The sequence below is a fragment of the Hyphomicrobium sulfonivorans genome (assembly GCF_013306565.1).
Taxonomy (GTDB): domain Bacteria; phylum Pseudomonadota; class Alphaproteobacteria; order Rhizobiales; family Hyphomicrobiaceae; genus Hyphomicrobium_A; species Hyphomicrobium_A sulfonivorans.
The window spans coordinates 377952-394924 of record NZ_PZPO01000005.1 but is presented as its reverse complement, the minus strand read 5'-3'; the positions used below and the strand labels follow the sequence as shown (position 1 = coordinate 394924).

The window sequence follows — 16973 nt, the reverse complement described above, 5'->3', positions numbered from 1 at the left end:
TTGTGCATCGCAGCAGCATGGTCGGCAGAATCGTGGAGCGCGCGATACAGTGACGAGCACAACACGGCCCAACAATTCGTTTAACGGTGGGATTGATCCAGACAGCCCAAACGGGCCGCTCAGATCTGGTGGCCCATGCGATCACGCTTGGTATTCAGATAGCGCTCATTGTGGCGGTTCGGCTTGCTGGCCACCGAGATCCGCTCCGCTATCGTGATGCCGAAGCCTGCCAGCGCTTCAACCTTGGCCGGATTGTTGCAAAGCAGCCGGATTTCATTCAGCCCCAGATAGGCGAGCGCCTTCGCGGCCAGTCCAAAGTCACGTGCGTCGACAGGAGCACCGATCGCCGTATTGGCATCGACAGTGTCGACGCCGCGCTCCTGCAGCGCATAGGCGCGCATCTTCTTGAACAGGCCGATGCCGCGACCTTCATGGTACGGCATATAAACAATGGCACCGTGCGACGACTCCAGAACCGCCTTCAGGCTGGCCTGAAGCTGCTCATAGCAGTCGCACCGCATCGAGTGGAAGATGTCTCCGGTCACACAGCCCGAATGCAACCGCACCAGCGGCAACGCCTGCCCTGCTGATGCGTCGCCATGCACCAGCACCAGCAGTTGCTCTTCCTCTTTGGCGCCCTGAAATGCAAAGGCGCGAAACATTTGCTCCCGCCCGTCCACGGTGATGGGCAACGCCGTCTCCACCACCTCCAGCGCGGGAGCATCCGCGATTGACGCCATTACATTCACTTGCACGGTCATTTCGATGTTGCGCCACCTTGCGCGCGATAGATCAGGCGGTCGGGGCCGTTGTCGACATAGAAACCATCGACATTTGGCATTTTCACCTCCGAAAGCGATTTCGCATCCAGAACGGTGGCCTCGTCGATGATCTTGGCGAACGACAGGATGTACGCCGTGATCGAATACACCTCATCGGGTGTCAGCGATCCTGGCTCATGGAATGGCATAGCTCGCCAGATGTAATCGTACAATGTGGAAGCGTAGGGCCAGTAGCTCTCTACGCTCTTGAAGGGCTTTTTGGTCGCGAGCGTTCCGCGGCCACCCGCGAGTGGCGGCGCACCTGTGCCTTCGAGACCTTCGAGATTTTCACCATGGCACATTGCGCATTTTTCAGCGTACAGCGGCAAACCGGCAGCGGCCGTTCCTGACCCAGGCGGCAGCCCCTCACCATCTGGCATGATGACAAAGAACTTCGCGAGCTCCTCGGGACTGACCGCAGTGCCGATGGTGTCTATTGCAGGATCGCCGCTAGCGCTTGCGATCAGCGGAACGGCCACAAGCATGGCCACCGCTGCAGCAACGGCTCTAAACATGGACATTGCTCACGCTCCCGTCCGCTGCCACAGCCCAGCTCTGAATTGCGTTGTAGTGATAGAAGAAGTGGTCGCCGCGCAGACGGATCAGCTCCGTGCGCGTCGGCTGCACATAACCGGAATCTTCGATGCAGCGGCTCTGCAGGATCGCGGGTTTCCCGTCCCAGAACCACGGACAACTGAAGCGCACCGAGCTCATCGCCTCGGGCGTATCGTCTATGCGCGCCGGGATCCAGTTTTTGCCACCGTCCATCGAAATATCGACAGCCTGCACACGGCCGCGTCCCGACCACGCAATGCCGCGAATCTCGTAGTGACCGGGCTTCGGCAGTAACATCTCACCCGACGGGAAGGTGATGACGGATTTTGCATCCATCGAATAATAGAACTGCCGAGCCCGGCCATTCGGCATCAGGCCGGTATAGCGGCCCGTTTCCTCACGCGTCATGAACGGCCTGTCGCTGACCTGCAGCCGGCGCAGCCACTTGATCATCATGTTCCCCTCATAACCGGGAACCACGAGACGCAGCGGATAGCCCTGCTCCGGACGGATCATCTCACCGTTCTGACCGTAGGCGATCAGACCATCGGTCAGCATCTTGTCGAGCGGAATGGAACGCGTCATCACCGCTGCATCCGCACCCTCGCCGAGCACCCAGGATGCATCATCCTTGAGCCCGACATGGCGCGCGAAAGTCGCGAACGGAACACCGGTCCATTCAGAGGTGCTCAGCAAACCGTGCGTAACCTGAACGTTCTTGCCCTTTGGCTTCGCCCATTCATCGTACGTGTTACCGGAGCACTCAATAAAGTAGCGGCGCGTGATCGACGGCAAACGCAGAATGTCCGCAATCGAAAACTTCTTCGCCTCATCGACCATGCCGTGCACGTAAAGAAAATGCTTGGCGGGATCGATGGCAGGGATGCCACCATGGTGCCGTTCGTAATGCAGGCCCGATGGCGTCAGGTTGCCCTTCATGTCGGCCAGCGGCGTATACGACCACGACGTCATATCGTTTGGATTATCGGCCCGTGCCCTTACAGCGGTCTCGAACTGAGAGCGAGTTCCATAACCGCCATCTTCCAACAGAGCACGCCCCATCACTTTGGTGGGGTCATCCGGCACATCATAGAGCACAGCTCCGGGGGGAGCTGTTTTCGTCTCTGCGATTGCCGAAGAGGCAAATAGTTGCGCAGGAACTGCGGCGATTGCAGCTGTCGACATCAGCATGCGCCGACGCGATAGATCTACATCGAGATGCATACCGTCCTGACACGGACAGATTTCGCTGTCTTCCACGGAAGCAGATTTTTGCTTCCCGTTGTCATGCCGTTGCGCCACTGCTCGCTCCTGCATTCGTGTGCATATGGCAAGCTTGCCCAAGCCTTCCAGGTAAGATCAGCCAGGCAAGCCGCCAGAAAACCTTCGTCAGCTGGGCAGCTTCACTGCAAGCGTATCCCAAGCTTCGATCTTCGGTGCCTCAGCCAACAGCTCGTCAGCCTTCGCCATCAGCGCCGCAGCAATTGCACCGTTGATGTGCGCTTGCCGTCCGGCTTCTGCATCGAATGCATCGAAAATCGCGAAATCGCCCGGCGCAAAACGCACCGCGTACCAAACCGGCGTATCCTTTTCGGCTTCAGCAGCAGGGAGCGCAGCTTTCAGAAAGCTCTCGAGCTCAACTTCCTTGCCGGCCTTCGCCTTCAGTCGCACGTAAAGTCCGCACGTTGTCATTTCGGCACCCATTCTGTGTGTTGCAAAAGTCATCAAGAATTCGGGCATCCCGCACGCACACGCCTCCCAGAAGCGCGTTGTGTGCTAACGCGCTTCAGCATGCGCGTGCGGGATAATGCGGGCGCGGCCATCGGCGTCAGAACGACAGCCGCGCCCCTACGGGATTTGAAGCGAGAGGGAAAAGGCGACTTGGCAGCCGCGTTCCCCTCCCATCCATCTCGCTCCAGAGCATCCCGCTGGCGTTACTCAGCCACCGGCGCCTTGGCGTTGGCGAACGGCGACGGCTGCGTGCGGTCGGCGACGCTTTCCTTGCCAACATACGCATCGCGATACTGAGCAGCCGGATGGGTGCTCTCGACGCGACCGTCGTTGGTGCCGATGAGCTTGCGACGCAGCGAGCCCGGCTTGTAGGAATCCTGAGCGCGACCACGCTTGCGCAGTTCAGGAACGATGTAGTCGATGAAGTCGGTGACCGAACCCGGCGTCACTGCGTAAGCCAGGTTGAAACCGTCCACGCCGCCTTCGTCGACCCAACGCTCCAGTTCGTCAGCAACCTTCTGCGGACCGCCGACCAGCACCGGACCCAGACCGCCGATGCAACGCTCACGGATAACGTCGCGAACGGTCCACTTCTTGGCGTTCTCACCGTGCGTGAGCGACTCAAGCGTGGTGCGAAGGCTGTCGTTCTCCATCGCCTGCAGCGGCTCATCGGGATCAAGCTTCGCGAAGTCGATGCCGGTCCAGCCGCCGTAAAGTGCAAGCATGCCTTCCGGATTGGCGTAGGACAGGTATTCCTGATACTTCGCCTCAGCAGCTTCGTCGCTGTCACCGGTGATGACCGTCAGCAGCATGAAGATCTTGATCGAGTCGCGCGAACGACCGGCAGCTTCAGCCTGATTGCGGATGTCCGTGGTGATCTGACGGGCCTGCTCGACGCTGGTCGTCAGAATGAACATGCCTTCAGCGTTGCTGGCGGCGAACTTACGGCCATGACCGGAAGCACCGGCCTGGAAGATAACAGGCGTACGCTGCGGTGACGGCTCGCAGATGTGGAAGCCCGGCACCTTGTAGTACTTGCCCTGGTGATTGATCGGGTGGACCTTGCTGCCGTCCGTGAACACGCCGCTCTTCTTGTCGCGCTTGACGGCGTCGTCTTCCCAGGATCCTTCCCACAGCTTGTACATGACTTCCATGTACTCATCGGCCATCTCGTAGCGCTCGTCGTGTGCGAGCTGCTGATCCATGCCGATGTTGAGCGCGGCGCTGTTCAGGTAGGACGAAACAACATTCCAGGCCACGCGGCCCTTGGTGAGATGGTCAAGCGTCGACAGACGGCGCGCCAGCAGATAGGGCTGCTCGAACGTGATAGCAGCGGTCACACCGAAGCCGACATGCTCGGTAACGGCAGCCATCGCGGAAATCGCACCGAACGGATCGTTGACGGGAACCTGATCGGCGTCGCGCAGCGCCATCTCGGCCGAACCGCGGTACACGTCGTAAACACCAACCACGTCAGCGATGAAGAGACAGTCGAAGCAACCGCGCTCCAGCTCCATCGCCATGTTGGTCCAGTATTCAAGATCGTTATAGCGCGCCGCCTGGCTGGACGGATGACGCCACGTGCCGGCCGACTGATGGCTGACGCAGGTCATGTCGAAGGCGTTCAGAACAATTCTCTTTTTCATGCGTTTCCTCGTTTACGTTTATTGAGGTGGGCGCCGATTTCCCAAAAGGCGCTTTCCTTTCGAAGCGGCTCCCCTTCCAGCCCCAAAGACGCGCTTGCGCGGGTTCTGACCGAAACAGCGTTCCGCAATTATCCGCAGGCGGTACCCTCCTGCCGTTGAGTGCCAGCAAACGCACGTCAACCTGTACCGACCGATACATTTATCCAGGGGCGGAGTTTTTGCAAGCATGTAAACTTCAAAAAACGCCGAAAAACACCTATTAATGTGCAATGCCGATTACGCACATGCAGACGCGCCGGGTCGTTTTGGACCCAGCGGTACATTTATTGCGCTGCGTGCGGATTATTTACTCTAACGCCCAAAAAAAGGGCGTCGCCAAACCAAAGCGGCGGATCTGACTGGCCGTTACTTATGCAGCCAAAAGCTCGCGGGCTTCTGCCCGGTCAATTTCCATCTGCCGCACCAGATCATCCACGCATGAGAATTTAAGCTCCGGCCGCTGATGGGCGACAAATTCGACTCGCAACCGCTGGCCATAGAGATCGCCCGCGAAGTCGAGAATGTGCACCTCAAGTGCAGGCGCGCCATCGTCAAACTGCGGACGCGTACCGTAGCAAGCGACGCCATCAAGCACGCGCTCACCGGCATAAACACGCACCGCATAAATCGCATGCGCAAGATCGAGCCGGTGCAGGGGCTGCACGTTTGCGGTCGGGAAACCAAGCTCACGGCCGCGCTTATAGCCATGCACAACCGGGCCTTCGATCGTCCAGTTGCGCCCCAACAGCCTGTTCGCCGCCTGAATGTCGCCCGCCGCCAGATGCTGCCGGATATTCGCGGCGGTGATCGGACCGCACTCCTCGCAGGCCACCGTCTCCATGACCGTGGTCGATATCGCAAACGACCGCGCCATCGACGCCAGCACCTGCGAACCGATGGACGACTTCGGACCGAAGCGGAAGTTTGCACCGACAGTGATAGACTTCGGTGCAAACTCACGCAGCAGTTCACATAAGGCCTGGCATTCCAACCAGCTTGCATTCGATGCGAACCCGAGAGCAACGACGTTCGCGCCACCCTGCAGCCTCAGACGCCGGGCAACTTCCTCGCCCTGCGCCAACGGTGTGCGCGCATCATCGCTCGCTGCATCGAACAACAGCGCAACGACAGGGCTGCCGTCCGCTGCAGACACCTGCTTTGCATGGTGCATCAGTGCCTGATGGCCACGATGAAAACCATCAAACGAACTGACAACCACATGACCGCCCAAAAGGTGGCGTCCTTTGGTTGAAAGCTCACTGAAGCGCCAGGTGCCGGCCTCTCGGCCGTCCATCGTCAAGGTCTGCAGCATGTCTTTTCTGCGCCGTCGTTCGTTGCAATCGGGGGGTGTGGGAATGGCGAACAGATCAGATTTGTTCGATCAGGCCGTAGCGGGCGTTGTAATAAACCAGCGGTGCGCGACGCTCCTGCCCGGTGTTGATCACGCGGCCAACGAACAGCGTGTGCGTGCCGATCGGAATCTTCTGATAGACTTCGCATTCGAGATGCGCCGCCGCACCCTTCAGCAGCGGCACGCCGGTGTGGCCGAGCGCATATTCAACCGTGTCGAACTGATCGTCACCCTTGGTCGCGAAGTGGTCGGCTAGTGGCTTTTGATCTTCAGACAGAATGTTGATCGCAAACGCATCTTTCTTGTCGATATGCGGATGCGTACGCGCAGTCTGGTTTACCGCGATCAAAACTGACGGCGGCTCCGCGCATACACTGCACACAGCCGTGGCGGTGAAACCATGCAGCTTGCCATCGCCTTCAGTTGTAATAACCGTCACGCAACCGGCGAGCTGCCGCATCACCGAGCGGAATGCATCCGAATCGACAGAGCTGTTTGAAGAGAACATTTTCATCACTTTCGAACTCACTGATGATGTCCAGGACATGTTGTTTGTTTCCCCCTTTGAGCCGATTAGCTGAGCGGCTCTTGTTCAACGACGGTGAGACCGTATCCTTCGATGCCGACCAGCGTTTGCTCACGCCCGGACAGCAAAACCATCTCCCGCACGCCGATATCGACCAGGATCTGAGCGCCGATGCCATACTCGCGAAACTGCGGGTCGGGACGGGAATGCGGGCTCAGGTTGCGAATACGATTTGAGAGTGCATTCGTGCGGCTGTCGTTGACCATCACGATCACGCCCCGCCCGCGACGCATGATCTTGAACATCGCGCTGTGCAGCCCATCACCCTCTCGGGCAAGAATGACGTCGCTGATGAAATCGGATCGATGCAGGCAAACCGCGACCGGCTCGGGATCGGCATCCTCAACGCGTGCGTCGACTTCACCTTTGATCAGCACCACGTGTTCGCCACCTTCGACGGTGTCGCGATAGACCACCAGACGCCATTCGCCAAAGCTGGGGTGATGGATCCATGACCAGGCAACCGGCTTCACCAGTCGCTCGTTGCGCAGGCGATACGCGATCAGGTCCGCGATCGTGCCCAGCTTCATGTTGTGCTGACGCGCGAACTTCAGCAAATCAGGCAATCGCGCCATCGATCCGTCTTCGTTCATCACCTCGCAGATCACACCCGACGGATTGAGCCCAGCGATGCGCGAAACATCCACCGCCGCTTCCGTGTGACCGGCGCGAACCAGCGTGCCACCCTCCCGGGCGATCAACGGAAAGATGTGTCCTGGCGTAACGATGTCGTCGGGGCGACTTTCCGGGTTGATGGCCACTGCGATAGTTCGCGCGCGGTCAGCCGCCGATATTCCGGTCGTCACGCCCGTGCGTGCCTCGATCGAAAGCGTAAACGCCGTCTGCAATCCCGCATCGTTGCTTTGCGCCATCGCGCTCAGCTTCAGATGAGAGACGCGCTGTGGCGTCAGCGCCAGGCAAATCAAACCACGCGCATAGCGCGCCATGAAGTTCACCACGTCCCGCGTGGCGAACTGTGCCGGAATGACAATGTCGCCTTCATTCTCACGACTTTCGTCGTCAACGAGAATAAAGCAACGCCCCGCCCTGGCCTCCTCAATTATTTCTTCCGCGGAACTGATTTGTTCCCCGTGCTGATGACTGGCCATGAAATTCATGACTGCGTTTCCTCGTCGAACCGGGCATTTGGCTTGTTTGTTATCGCTGCCCTGATCATATCGCTTTGATTAATGGTCGCTGCTTATCAACCCCGACATTCCCGTTTGCTTGCGGTTAGATGACCGTAAATCTGCACATCGGATCCGCCTGCTCCATCTCGCGCACGAGAGGGATTACCCGCTCACCGAAGAAGCGCGCCTCTTCGTGACAGTGCAGGAAGCAGCAAAGGACGAGATCAACGCCGATCTTGCGAAGATTGACGATACGCTCGGCGATCTGTTCCGGCGTTCCAATCAGGTTGGTGCGGAAGCCGTCGTTGTACTGAACGAGATCGCGATCGGTGGAATCCACCCACATCCCGATCTTTTCTTTGGTCGCCTGTCCGGCTTCGCGCACAGCATCGCGGAACTTGTCGACCGCCGCGATATCTGCGCCAGCGATGATCCGCTCCAGCTCGGCATTGGCCTCAGCTTCAGTCTCGCGTGCAATCACAAACGCGTTGACGCCGAAGCGCACGCGCCTGCCGATTGCCGCCGCGCGCTTGCTGACAAAGTCAATCTGGCCTTCATGCTCATCCAGCGTATTGCCGTTCATGAAGTACCAGTCAGAAACGTCAGCGGCCATCTTCTGGGCTGCAATCGAATTACCGCCCTGGAAAATTTCCGGCATCAGTCGATCAGGGATTGTGAGAGGCTTTGGCTTCAGCGAATAATCGCTGATTTTCCAGTATTTGCCGTCGTAGTCGAAGTTATCTTCCGACCAGACACCGCGCAAGATCTCGACGAACTCGCGGGAGCGCACATAACGCTCATCGTGCTCAAGCCATTCAACACCCAGCGCATCGAACTCGCGCCGGAACCAACCCGTCGCGACGTGAATGGCCCAGCGACCATTAAAGATCTGATCCGCAGTCGCGCCATGCTTGGCAACAACAACCGGGTGGAAAATGCCTGGAATGATCGCGCTGATGATGTTGATGCGCGAGGTGTTGGCAAGCAGCGCCGCAGAAAGTATCAGTGAGTCGTGCTGATATTCGGCGCCGTAGTTGCCGCTAAACCGGATCTGGGTCAGGGCGTATTCAAACCCGCCATCCTCGGCGATCCGCACGAGCTTGGTGTTGTAGTCAAGCCCCCAGTCCGTACGCTGCGGAACTTTACTAACCACCAGTCCACCGCTCACATTGGGCACCCAAAGAGCGAATTTCGTCGGTTGTTTTCTGAACGGCTTGGCCATGCTAGGCAATTCCGCATAAGGCATTTGCATCTGTCTCAAATAGGTGGGCGCGTGGTGCGTCACGCACCTGCGCCGCGCACCTTGGTTTTAGCTCGCCAGCGCTCGGACCGGTGCGAATGCGGCGACGACTTCGTTAGCGACGCGCTCAATCCGCTTATTGAGATCAGGGCTTACGACGCGACCATCGGCGAAATCGTCGGTCAGTCCAAACAAACCCGTGGTTATGGTTTGCATCGAGAAAAAGCCCATCAGCGGCCGCATCTGATGCTCAAGCATCAGGCCATGAAGGGGCGAGCCGCCGGTTGCGCAAAGCACAGCCTTCCGATCACGCATCGCATCGCGATCGACCAGGTCGAAGAAGTGCTTGAAGACGCCCGTATAAGTGGCGCGATAGACCGGCGTGCCGAGAATGAGCAGATCGGCCCGTTCGGTCATCTGGAGCAGCTTCTCGCCCCGCGCAGTTACTTCCGGACGCGTAAGACCACACATGAATTCGTGCGCATCATCCGAAATAGAGATAGATTCCCGCGTGCAGGACATTCTGCCGGACACCGCAGTAGCGACGGCGTCAATCAATATGCCCGTGCGGGATGGTTTGGTAGGGCTACCGTTGATGGTCACCACAGTAAGCATCGGCGTTTCCTCGTGTTCGGCTTGTTATTTTTTTTAAGCCTATCGATTGTATCGATCGGTCCATCATGCGACCAAAAGTCTGCTTACGCAAGCAATGATCGCGTGCTTCGCGGCTGCGCGATTACTCAAACGTGCATTTTGCGCATTTATCTTCGCGTTTTTTTACAGCTCTAAAAAAATTGGCCCGAGCACGCAGGTCTCGGGCCAAGTCAGGGAGCACAGCTTTGCCAGTTAGAAGTTGATGAACGCACCGAATGCGAACGTTGACATGTCCTTCGTGTTAACGCCGGGCACGTCTACGGAGTGGTTGCGATAGCGCAGCCACATGGACATGGCAGCAGCATCGATTTCCTGCACGACGCCAACGCCCCAGAACTGAGCCTTCGAGCCGTCAACGACCCATGAGACGTCGTCAGCAACGTTCAGCGGCGTGCCGTTGTCGTTGACCATCATGGCGCCGTCAGTACCGAGCAGATACTCACCATAAGGAATGGTTGCACCAAGCTCCGTCCAGGTCCGACGCAGACCGGCCTTCACGTAATAGGTGTTGGTGCTGGGGTTGTTCATTGCGTTCGGCGTCTGCGACTGGTCGAGGTGACCGAAGCCGCCGATTGCAAACAGACCCGTAGGCATGTTCTGCAGGTAAAGACCGGCCTGCGTGTACTTCAGCTTGCCGTTCCACGGCGCGCCGTGCGCAGAGTCCATGGTCTCGCCGTAGGTTGCGATGGCGTTGACTTTCCAGTCTCCGAGCGTGTTGAAATGGCGTGCCGCAATGGCCCACGCATCGTCCTCGCCCCACGAGGCTGAGAACGAGAAGCCACCGTAAGCTGGTGAATCGTAGCGCACGACATCCCGCGGGAGACCGTCGCAGTCGCCTGGACCACCGCCCCAGCCACGGCACGAAACCGCGTTACCCCAGATCATGGAGTTACCAGGCGCGAAGTTTCCGCGCACGTTGAAGCCGAACACGTCGTACGCAACCCAATATGCCGCAACGAGCGATCCAGATTGGTCGAGCGATACGATCGCGTTATCGTCAGCAGGTGACTGTAGACCAACGCTCAGCTTGCCGAGACGCTCGCTCTTCAAATACCAGTAAGAGTACAGAAGCTGCAGCGAGTTTGCCGATCCGGTGAGCCCAGGGCCGCGCGGTCGGTTTTGATTGGTCGTGTAAACGTCGTTGGTGATTACCTCAACATGCAGCACATAGCCGGCCGAAACATCTTCAGTAATTTTCGCTTCGCCGGTGAAGTTGAAGTTACTAGCGAACGCGGTGCCCAGTCCGGTCATGTAGACGTTGGATTCGACGCCATCATCCCAATAGACGATCTGCTCAGCAACCCAGCCGGACAACTTCAGCGATACGCGGCGATTTCCCTTTTTCGCCGTCGTTGCTTCCAGCTCGGCAATACGCTCTTCGAGATCGGCGCAGCAGTTACCTCCTAAATCCGCAGCCCCAGCCGGGGCAACGAAACACGCACAAGACAAGGCACCTGCGATCAACGCCGCTCGGGTTTTCCCCATTAGTGTCATTTTTTTCCCCATCGAATCTTCGATTCTTGCGACGCTATACTGACCACTCAGTACACACCTAGTGCAAAAAAGCCTCGATCGGTCGCAATCTTAAAGATCGTTAACCCATCTATTCCCTTGTGCCGCGCAATCGCGGCTGTCAGCCCCGTAGAACACCCGATGCAATTTGCATCGGGTGCTCCTGGGCGCGACTTGAGGGAGGAAAGGCTCAAGCAACGTCGTCCCAATCGCCCGGCGTTTTCTGGCCGGTCCAGAGGTATGGTTCAGTCAAACCGATGCCGAACACGAGCGGGATCACCAGAGACCAATTCACGCCCATGTAAGCGTAGGTCAGCAGCTCCTCCATGCTGGAGAAAACCGGCCCGATCATCTTGAACAGCAAGCTCGCAACGACAACGTCCAGCACCAGATAGAAGGCGCACGACAGCAACCCTCCCCACGGCATGGCAATCTTCGAAAACGGCCAGTTGTGGGTGATGATCGGCATCGCATAGTTGATCGATGTCGCCGTGAAGAAGCAGAGCAGCCAGAAGCTGTCGTCGGTGAAATGGCCCATCGACCAGAACGACGAGATTGGCGACTTATCGAACTCCCACAGGCCCGCAGCGCCCGAAATCTGGAAGCAAAGCGCAGCCATCGCAAACAGTGTCGCCATGATCACAACCGCACGACCTGGCTGAGACACACCGCGCGTAAGATATGTGAGCGTACCGGTTCCAAGACCGACAAGCAGGAACGGGAACCACCAGGCTGGTACCCACTTCACCGCCGAATGCGTGATCAGATACGTCAGGCCGGTGAACAGGATCAGATAAAGGAAGAACTGTCGATGCGGTGGCAGTTTGGACAACAGGAACCCACCGCCAGCGAAGCAGAAGAATGCCAGCAGGAACCACGTCGTGCCCACAAGCGGGAAAATTCCGTCAGCGCCAGGGCCAATCAGGAAGATCAGCTTCGCGCTCCACCAACCCAGGATCCACGACGCAGCGACGACGACTATGCCCCGCGTGAGCTTGTTCGAGATGCCGCCAAACGGCCAGAAACCAACGCAAGCGAAGAAGCACGCCCACCAAGCCGAGAAAATCTGCCAGCTCACGTTGTCGAGCCAGAAGGATTTCAGGATTTCCTCGCCCTGCCATGGTCCGATCGGGTTTTTGATCACCCACCAATTCACGAGAAAACAGGAAACTATTGAAAGTCCATAGATCCAGGCAAATCCGCGTATCGCTTCATTGGCCCGAAACGGTGCCACTGGCACCGGCACTGGTTTTGTCATTCCCCCCCCTTTAGGGCTTTTGCTGTTATTCGTTCTCGAGTTACGGAACTTGTTTTTATTGAACGGCACGTCCGCCTGACGGCGACAGGGAAACAAGGCTCGCCGTCGACGGATTGTATTTGTACCGATCGGTCTCCTCCTGTATCGACCGGTACATCATGCAAAAGTCCAATGCAAGAGGATCTCGAAGACGACGTGTTTTCGAGATCTTCCGTGAAGGGTCAGGGCGTTTTTTGCGCTGTATTCATTGCGATACAGCGCAATGAAATGCTTTATTCGACACCATTGAAATGGTTGCGGCGCACCAATAAAAACTGCGGGGCTTTTCAAGCCCAAAACCACGGTTTTATTGCACCGGCGAATAGCGCCATCGAGGCGGGTTGGGTGAGGCAAAAGCCAGTAAGCGGGCGCCAACAAGCCCAGCTATGCCACATGCTGAGCAACTGCAATACGACGCAAGAAATGCCGTGCAATACTCGAACCGGGATCGACGCGTCGGTGAAAAATTGAAGAATTTTGAAGAATCGGACCACCCGGCAGGTGGGTCCTGCTGACGGCACTAATTTGCGCACCTGACGCCTACTTCTACCGACCTCGACCGCATCCAGCAGCTTAGCCAAAGTGCAGCGACAGGCTGCGTGCGGGCCCCCACGGCCGTCAAAACACGACCCGAACCCGCTAAGCCTCCGCAGCCTTAAACAAGCACAGAACCGCGCGACAGCCGGAAACGTTCAGCCTTCAATAGCGTCCGTAGTGTTGCGTCAGCACAGATGGTCCGATCATGCTCAAGCACAATGCACGGATGCGTCGAGCGCCTTAACGGTCAGCCCTGTGGCGCGGCCCGCAGTCAGCCCCCACTGGCGCACAGGCTTCCAGTTTGACATGGCACCCCGTAAAATAATCGGATACCGGCAGCACAAGCCGACTTAGTCACGTTGCCGGACATAAGCTTGAAAATTCATGCCTGCATAAAAACGCCATCAGCGCCGGACGCCCAGACGATGCATCCATCGCAGCATCTTCCGTGCTCAATATATCTTGGGGCTGATTCGCGCCTGTCTACTGCGATTTATGCAGCACCTTGCGCGCTTTGTTATCGACCAGAGCAATCAAGCATCACACCAATGCACGTCATCCGTTAGCGGTTCGCCTGGCCCGCGAAGGCATGCACACGCTTTGCGCATGGCGATAGCCACAGACATCAGCGCTTCCTCGGCTAGAAGCGCCCCCTATGACCGACCTCACCGCCTGTTCAGGCCAATTTGCTGGCCATCACCCCGAACTGGATGTCGATTGCACGTCGATAGCAGTGCCGCTGCCATCGGCATTGGTGCCGTTACGCACCGCGCGCCCTTCCTGCAACCGTTGGAACACGACATACAGCATCGGGATCAGGAAGATGCCAAACGCCGACGCCGCAAGCATACCCGCCAGCACAGGCACGCCGACGGCAATCATGCTGTCGGCACCAGGGCCATTGGCTATCACCAGCGGTACAAGCCCCATGATGAATGCAAAGCTGGTCATCATGACTGGCCTGAACCGTAGTCGCGCGCCTTCAATCGCGGACTCGATCACCGATTCACCCGCAGCCCGACGTTCGATTGAAAACGCGACAATCAGAATGGCGTTCTTGGCCGCCAACGCAACGAGCACCACGAGCCCGATCTGTGCGTAGAGCGTGAAGCTCATCCCCAGCGCCCACAGTGCAGCAACCGCGCCGAGCAGCGAAACGATCACCGACAGCAGCACCGGTATGGGGATCATCCAGCTTTCGTAGAGCGCCACGAGAAAGAGATAGGCGAACAGCACCGCAAGCCCGAGCACGATAACCGTCTGCCCGGCGGAATCGATCTGCTCTCGCGCCTGCCCCGTCCATTCGTACGCGTAGCCCGCGGGCAGCGTTTCGGCCGACACCGCCTGCATGGCATCAATCGCTTCGCCCGGTCCTCGCCCGGGACCAGGCCCGCCGTTGATCGAAATCGCGCGATAATTGTTGTAGCGCGTCAACGTGCGCGGTCCGACATCCAGCCGCACATCGGCAATAGCTGACAGCGGCGTCATCTCGCCCGCACTGTTGCGGACATAGATGGCGGAAATATCTTCGACGCTGCTGCGGAACTGCTGCTCGGCCTGCATCCGCACCGTCCACGTGCGTCCATAAAGGTTGAAGTCGTTGACGTAATAGCCGCCCAGCGTCGCCTGCAGCGCGGCAAACACATCGGACAACGATATGTTGAGAGTGCGGGTCTTGTCGCGGTCAATATCAAGGCGAACGAGCGGCGTTTCGGCTTCAAACGTCGAGAACACCGCACGAAGTTCCGGCTTCTGGTTGGCAGCAACAACCAACCCGCGCATCGCAGCAGCCATCTCTGGCGGCGTCTGGCCCTGCAGCGCTTCAAGTACATACTCGAAGCCGCCGACCTGTCCGAGACCGGATATTGCCGGCGGGTTGACCGCCATGACTGTGCCATCCGGTATGACCGAGAATGCACCCATCAGACGTGCAGCAACCGCCGTCGAATGCATCGTGCTTGCAGTCCGCTCCTCGTAGGGTTTCAGGCGAATGAACATCACGCCGGCGTTGGAAGCTGCGCCGCCGCCGAGGAAGTCGATGCCAAGAATACTCGTCACGCCGTCAACCGCCGGATCGGCGCGAACGATTGCCTCGGCCTTCTGCGCGGCTTCCGACGTCCGATTGAGCGACGCACCGGCCGGTAGCGTTATCACGCCGATCACGAAGCCCTTGTCCTCATCCGGCAGAAAGCCCGATGGCGTGTGCAGCAGCAGCCAGTAGGTTGCACCGCCAATTGCTGCGACGGCTACGATGCTCGCCATCGAGACGGCAACGAGACGGCGCACGACCACGGCATAGCCATTCGCTACGCCGTCGATGGCGCGCGTTATATGCTTCATCACGCCGACAGGATGACCCGGCTTCAGCATGATGGAGCACAGCGCCGGCGCGAGCGTCAGCGCATTGATCGCCGAGATCACCATCGCAGCTGAAATGGTGATGGCAAACTGTCGGAACAGAACGCCGGATGATCCGGCAAGGAACGCGACCGGCACGAAGACCGACAGCAGCACCAGCGTGATCGCGATCACCGGTCCGGCAATTTCCGCCATCGCCTTACGCGTGGCGTCGGCAGGCGAGAGATGCGGCTCCTCGTGCATCACGCGCTCAACGTTCTCAACGACGATGATGGCGTCGTCGACAACGATGCCGATGGCCAGCACAAGCGCCAGCAATGAAATTGTGTTGGCCGAGAACCCTGCCGCCAGCAGAATCGCAAACGTACCGATGATGGCCACCGGGACCGCGAGCAGCGGAATGAACGTCGGCCGCAATCGGCCAAGGAAAATGAACACGACGAGCGCAACGAGCGCAAACGCTTCGATCAGCGTATGGATGACCTTATCGATCATCGCCGACACGAACTCTGCCGTGTTGTATACGTACGCAAACTCAACACCTTCCGGAAAGCGCTCCTGAAGCTGCTCTAGCCGCTTGGAAACAGCCGTCGCGACGTTGACGGCATTGGCACCGGGCGACAGGTAAATGGCCACCGGCGCGGCGGGCTTACCTTCGTAGCGCGCTTCGGTGTCGAACGACGCCGCCTCAAGCTCGATCCGCGCCACGTCATTGACGCGCACGAACGAGCCATCGCCACCCGAGCGCACGACAATGTTGCCGAACTCCTCGGTCGTGGACAGACGCCCCTTGGTGGTCACGGTCAGCTGCAAACGCTGATCGTCCGACAGCGGTGCAGCGCCGACACGGCCCGCCGCCGCCTGCAGGTTCTGCGACTGAATAGCCTGGATCACATCCTGTGCGGTGAGGCCGAAGTTCGCCAGCTTCTGCGGATCGATCCAAACCCGCATCGCATAGTCGCGCGCACCAAAGATCGACGCATCGCCAACGCCGGGCACGCGCTTCAGCTCATCCAGAATATTGAGGGTAACAAAGTTAGACAGGAACAACTGATCCTTATCGCCATTGGGCGAGTAGAACAGAAACACCTGCAGAAGGTCGGTTGAGACCTTCGCAATGGTCAAACCGGTGCGGCGCACCTCTTCCGGCAGCTTTGCTGTGGCGAGGTTCGCGCGGTTTTGCACGTTGACCGTATTGATGTCGGGATCGGTGCCGAGCAAAAACGAAACCGTAATCGAATACGATCCGTCGTTGGCCGACGTCGACTTCATGTACTGCATACCCGTTACGCCGTTGATGGCGTTTTCGAGCGGCTGTGCGATGCTCTCTTCGACCGTTATCGCGTCCGCTCCGGGATAGGAAGCGCTGACACGAACAGTAGGAGGTGCGATCTCGGGATACTGCGCGACCGGAATTGTCTGCGTCGCGATCAGTCCAGCCAATGTCAGAACGATGGATATCACCATCGCCAGTCGCGGACGGCGAATAAAGACGTCGAAAATCATGATGCCGTCC

14 protein-coding genes are annotated in these 16973 nt (G+C 58.4%); 1 reads left to right on the top strand and 13 read right to left on the bottom strand.

Annotated features, from left to right (window positions below; genetic code table 11):
- Positions 1-119: 119 nt before the first annotated feature.
- The 12 genes from C6Y62_RS13250 to C6Y62_RS13195 form a co-directional block, all read right to left on the bottom strand.
- Positions 120-740, bottom strand: coding sequence for a GTP cyclohydrolase II (locus C6Y62_RS13250; RefSeq protein ID WP_173954304.1), 621 nt, complete (start codon positions 738-740; stop codon positions 120-122).
- Between the two features lie 17 nt (positions 741-757).
- Positions 758-1342 (bottom strand): c-type cytochrome, encoded by a 585-nt coding sequence (locus C6Y62_RS13245; RefSeq protein WP_198491396.1) that lies wholly within the window; start codon positions 1340-1342, stop codon positions 758-760.
- The gene (gene soxC, locus C6Y62_RS13240; RefSeq protein WP_246274678.1) at positions 1329-2561 is read right to left on the bottom strand and encodes a sulfite dehydrogenase; all 1233 of its coding nucleotides are present in this window, start codon (positions 2559-2561) and stop codon (positions 1329-1331) included. Before soxC ends, C6Y62_RS13245 begins: the two co-directional genes overlap by 14 nt.
- Before the next feature lie 204 nt (positions 2562-2765).
- The gene (locus C6Y62_RS13235) at positions 2766-3068 is read right to left on the bottom strand and encodes a putative quinol monooxygenase (RefSeq protein ID WP_173954303.1); all 303 of its coding nucleotides are present in this window, start codon (positions 3066-3068) and stop codon (positions 2766-2768) included.
- A 242-nt stretch (positions 3069-3310) separates the two neighbouring features.
- The gene (locus C6Y62_RS13230; RefSeq protein ID WP_173954302.1) at positions 3311-4753 is read right to left on the bottom strand and encodes an LLM class flavin-dependent oxidoreductase; all 1443 of its coding nucleotides are present in this window, start codon (positions 4751-4753) and stop codon (positions 3311-3313) included.
- A gap of 409 nt (positions 4754-5162) precedes the next feature.
- On the bottom strand, positions 5163-6104 hold the full coding sequence (ribF, locus tag C6Y62_RS13225) for a riboflavin biosynthesis protein RibF (RefSeq protein ID WP_173954301.1): 942 nt from the start codon (positions 6102-6104) through the stop codon (positions 5163-5165).
- 55 nt (positions 6105-6159) lie between these two features.
- Positions 6160-6651, bottom strand: coding sequence for a flavin reductase family protein (locus tag C6Y62_RS13220; RefSeq protein WP_173954300.1), 492 nt, complete (start codon positions 6649-6651; stop codon positions 6160-6162).
- A 65-nt stretch (positions 6652-6716) separates the two neighbouring features.
- On the bottom strand, positions 6717-7847 hold the full coding sequence (ribB, locus tag C6Y62_RS13215) for a 3,4-dihydroxy-2-butanone-4-phosphate synthase (RefSeq protein WP_068459306.1): 1131 nt from the start codon (positions 7845-7847) through the stop codon (positions 6717-6719).
- Between the two features lie 115 nt (positions 7848-7962).
- The gene (sfnG, locus tag C6Y62_RS13210; RefSeq protein ID WP_173954299.1) at positions 7963-9081 is read right to left on the bottom strand and encodes a dimethylsulfone monooxygenase SfnG; all 1119 of its coding nucleotides are present in this window, start codon (positions 9079-9081) and stop codon (positions 7963-7965) included.
- An 87-nt stretch (positions 9082-9168) separates the two neighbouring features.
- Positions 9169-9714, bottom strand: coding sequence for an NAD(P)H-dependent oxidoreductase (locus tag C6Y62_RS13205; protein ID WP_173954298.1), 546 nt, complete (start codon positions 9712-9714; stop codon positions 9169-9171).
- 231 nt (positions 9715-9945) lie between these two features.
- Complete coding sequence (locus C6Y62_RS13200) at positions 9946-11202, bottom strand: porin family protein (RefSeq protein ID WP_246274676.1); 1257 nt, start codon at positions 11200-11202, stop codon at positions 9946-9948.
- Positions 11203-11455: 253 nt separating this feature from the next.
- Positions 11456-12409 (bottom strand): hypothetical protein, encoded by a 954-nt coding sequence (locus C6Y62_RS13195; RefSeq protein ID WP_338074478.1) that lies wholly within the window; start codon positions 12407-12409, stop codon positions 11456-11458.
- A gap of 285 nt (positions 12410-12694) precedes the next feature.
- Between C6Y62_RS13195 and C6Y62_RS13190 the strand changes: the two genes are divergently transcribed.
- Positions 12695-13033 carry a hypothetical protein gene (locus tag C6Y62_RS13190; RefSeq protein ID WP_173954296.1) on the top strand — a complete coding sequence of 113 codons (339 nt, stop codon included), beginning with the start codon at positions 12695-12697 and terminating at the stop codon, positions 13031-13033.
- 762 nt (positions 13034-13795) lie between these two features.
- Here C6Y62_RS13190 and C6Y62_RS13185 read toward each other — a convergent pair.
- On the bottom strand, positions 13796-16963 hold the full coding sequence (locus C6Y62_RS13185; RefSeq protein WP_173954295.1) for an efflux RND transporter permease subunit: 3168 nt from the start codon (positions 16961-16963) through the stop codon (positions 13796-13798).
- Positions 16964-16973: the final 10 nt, after the last annotated feature.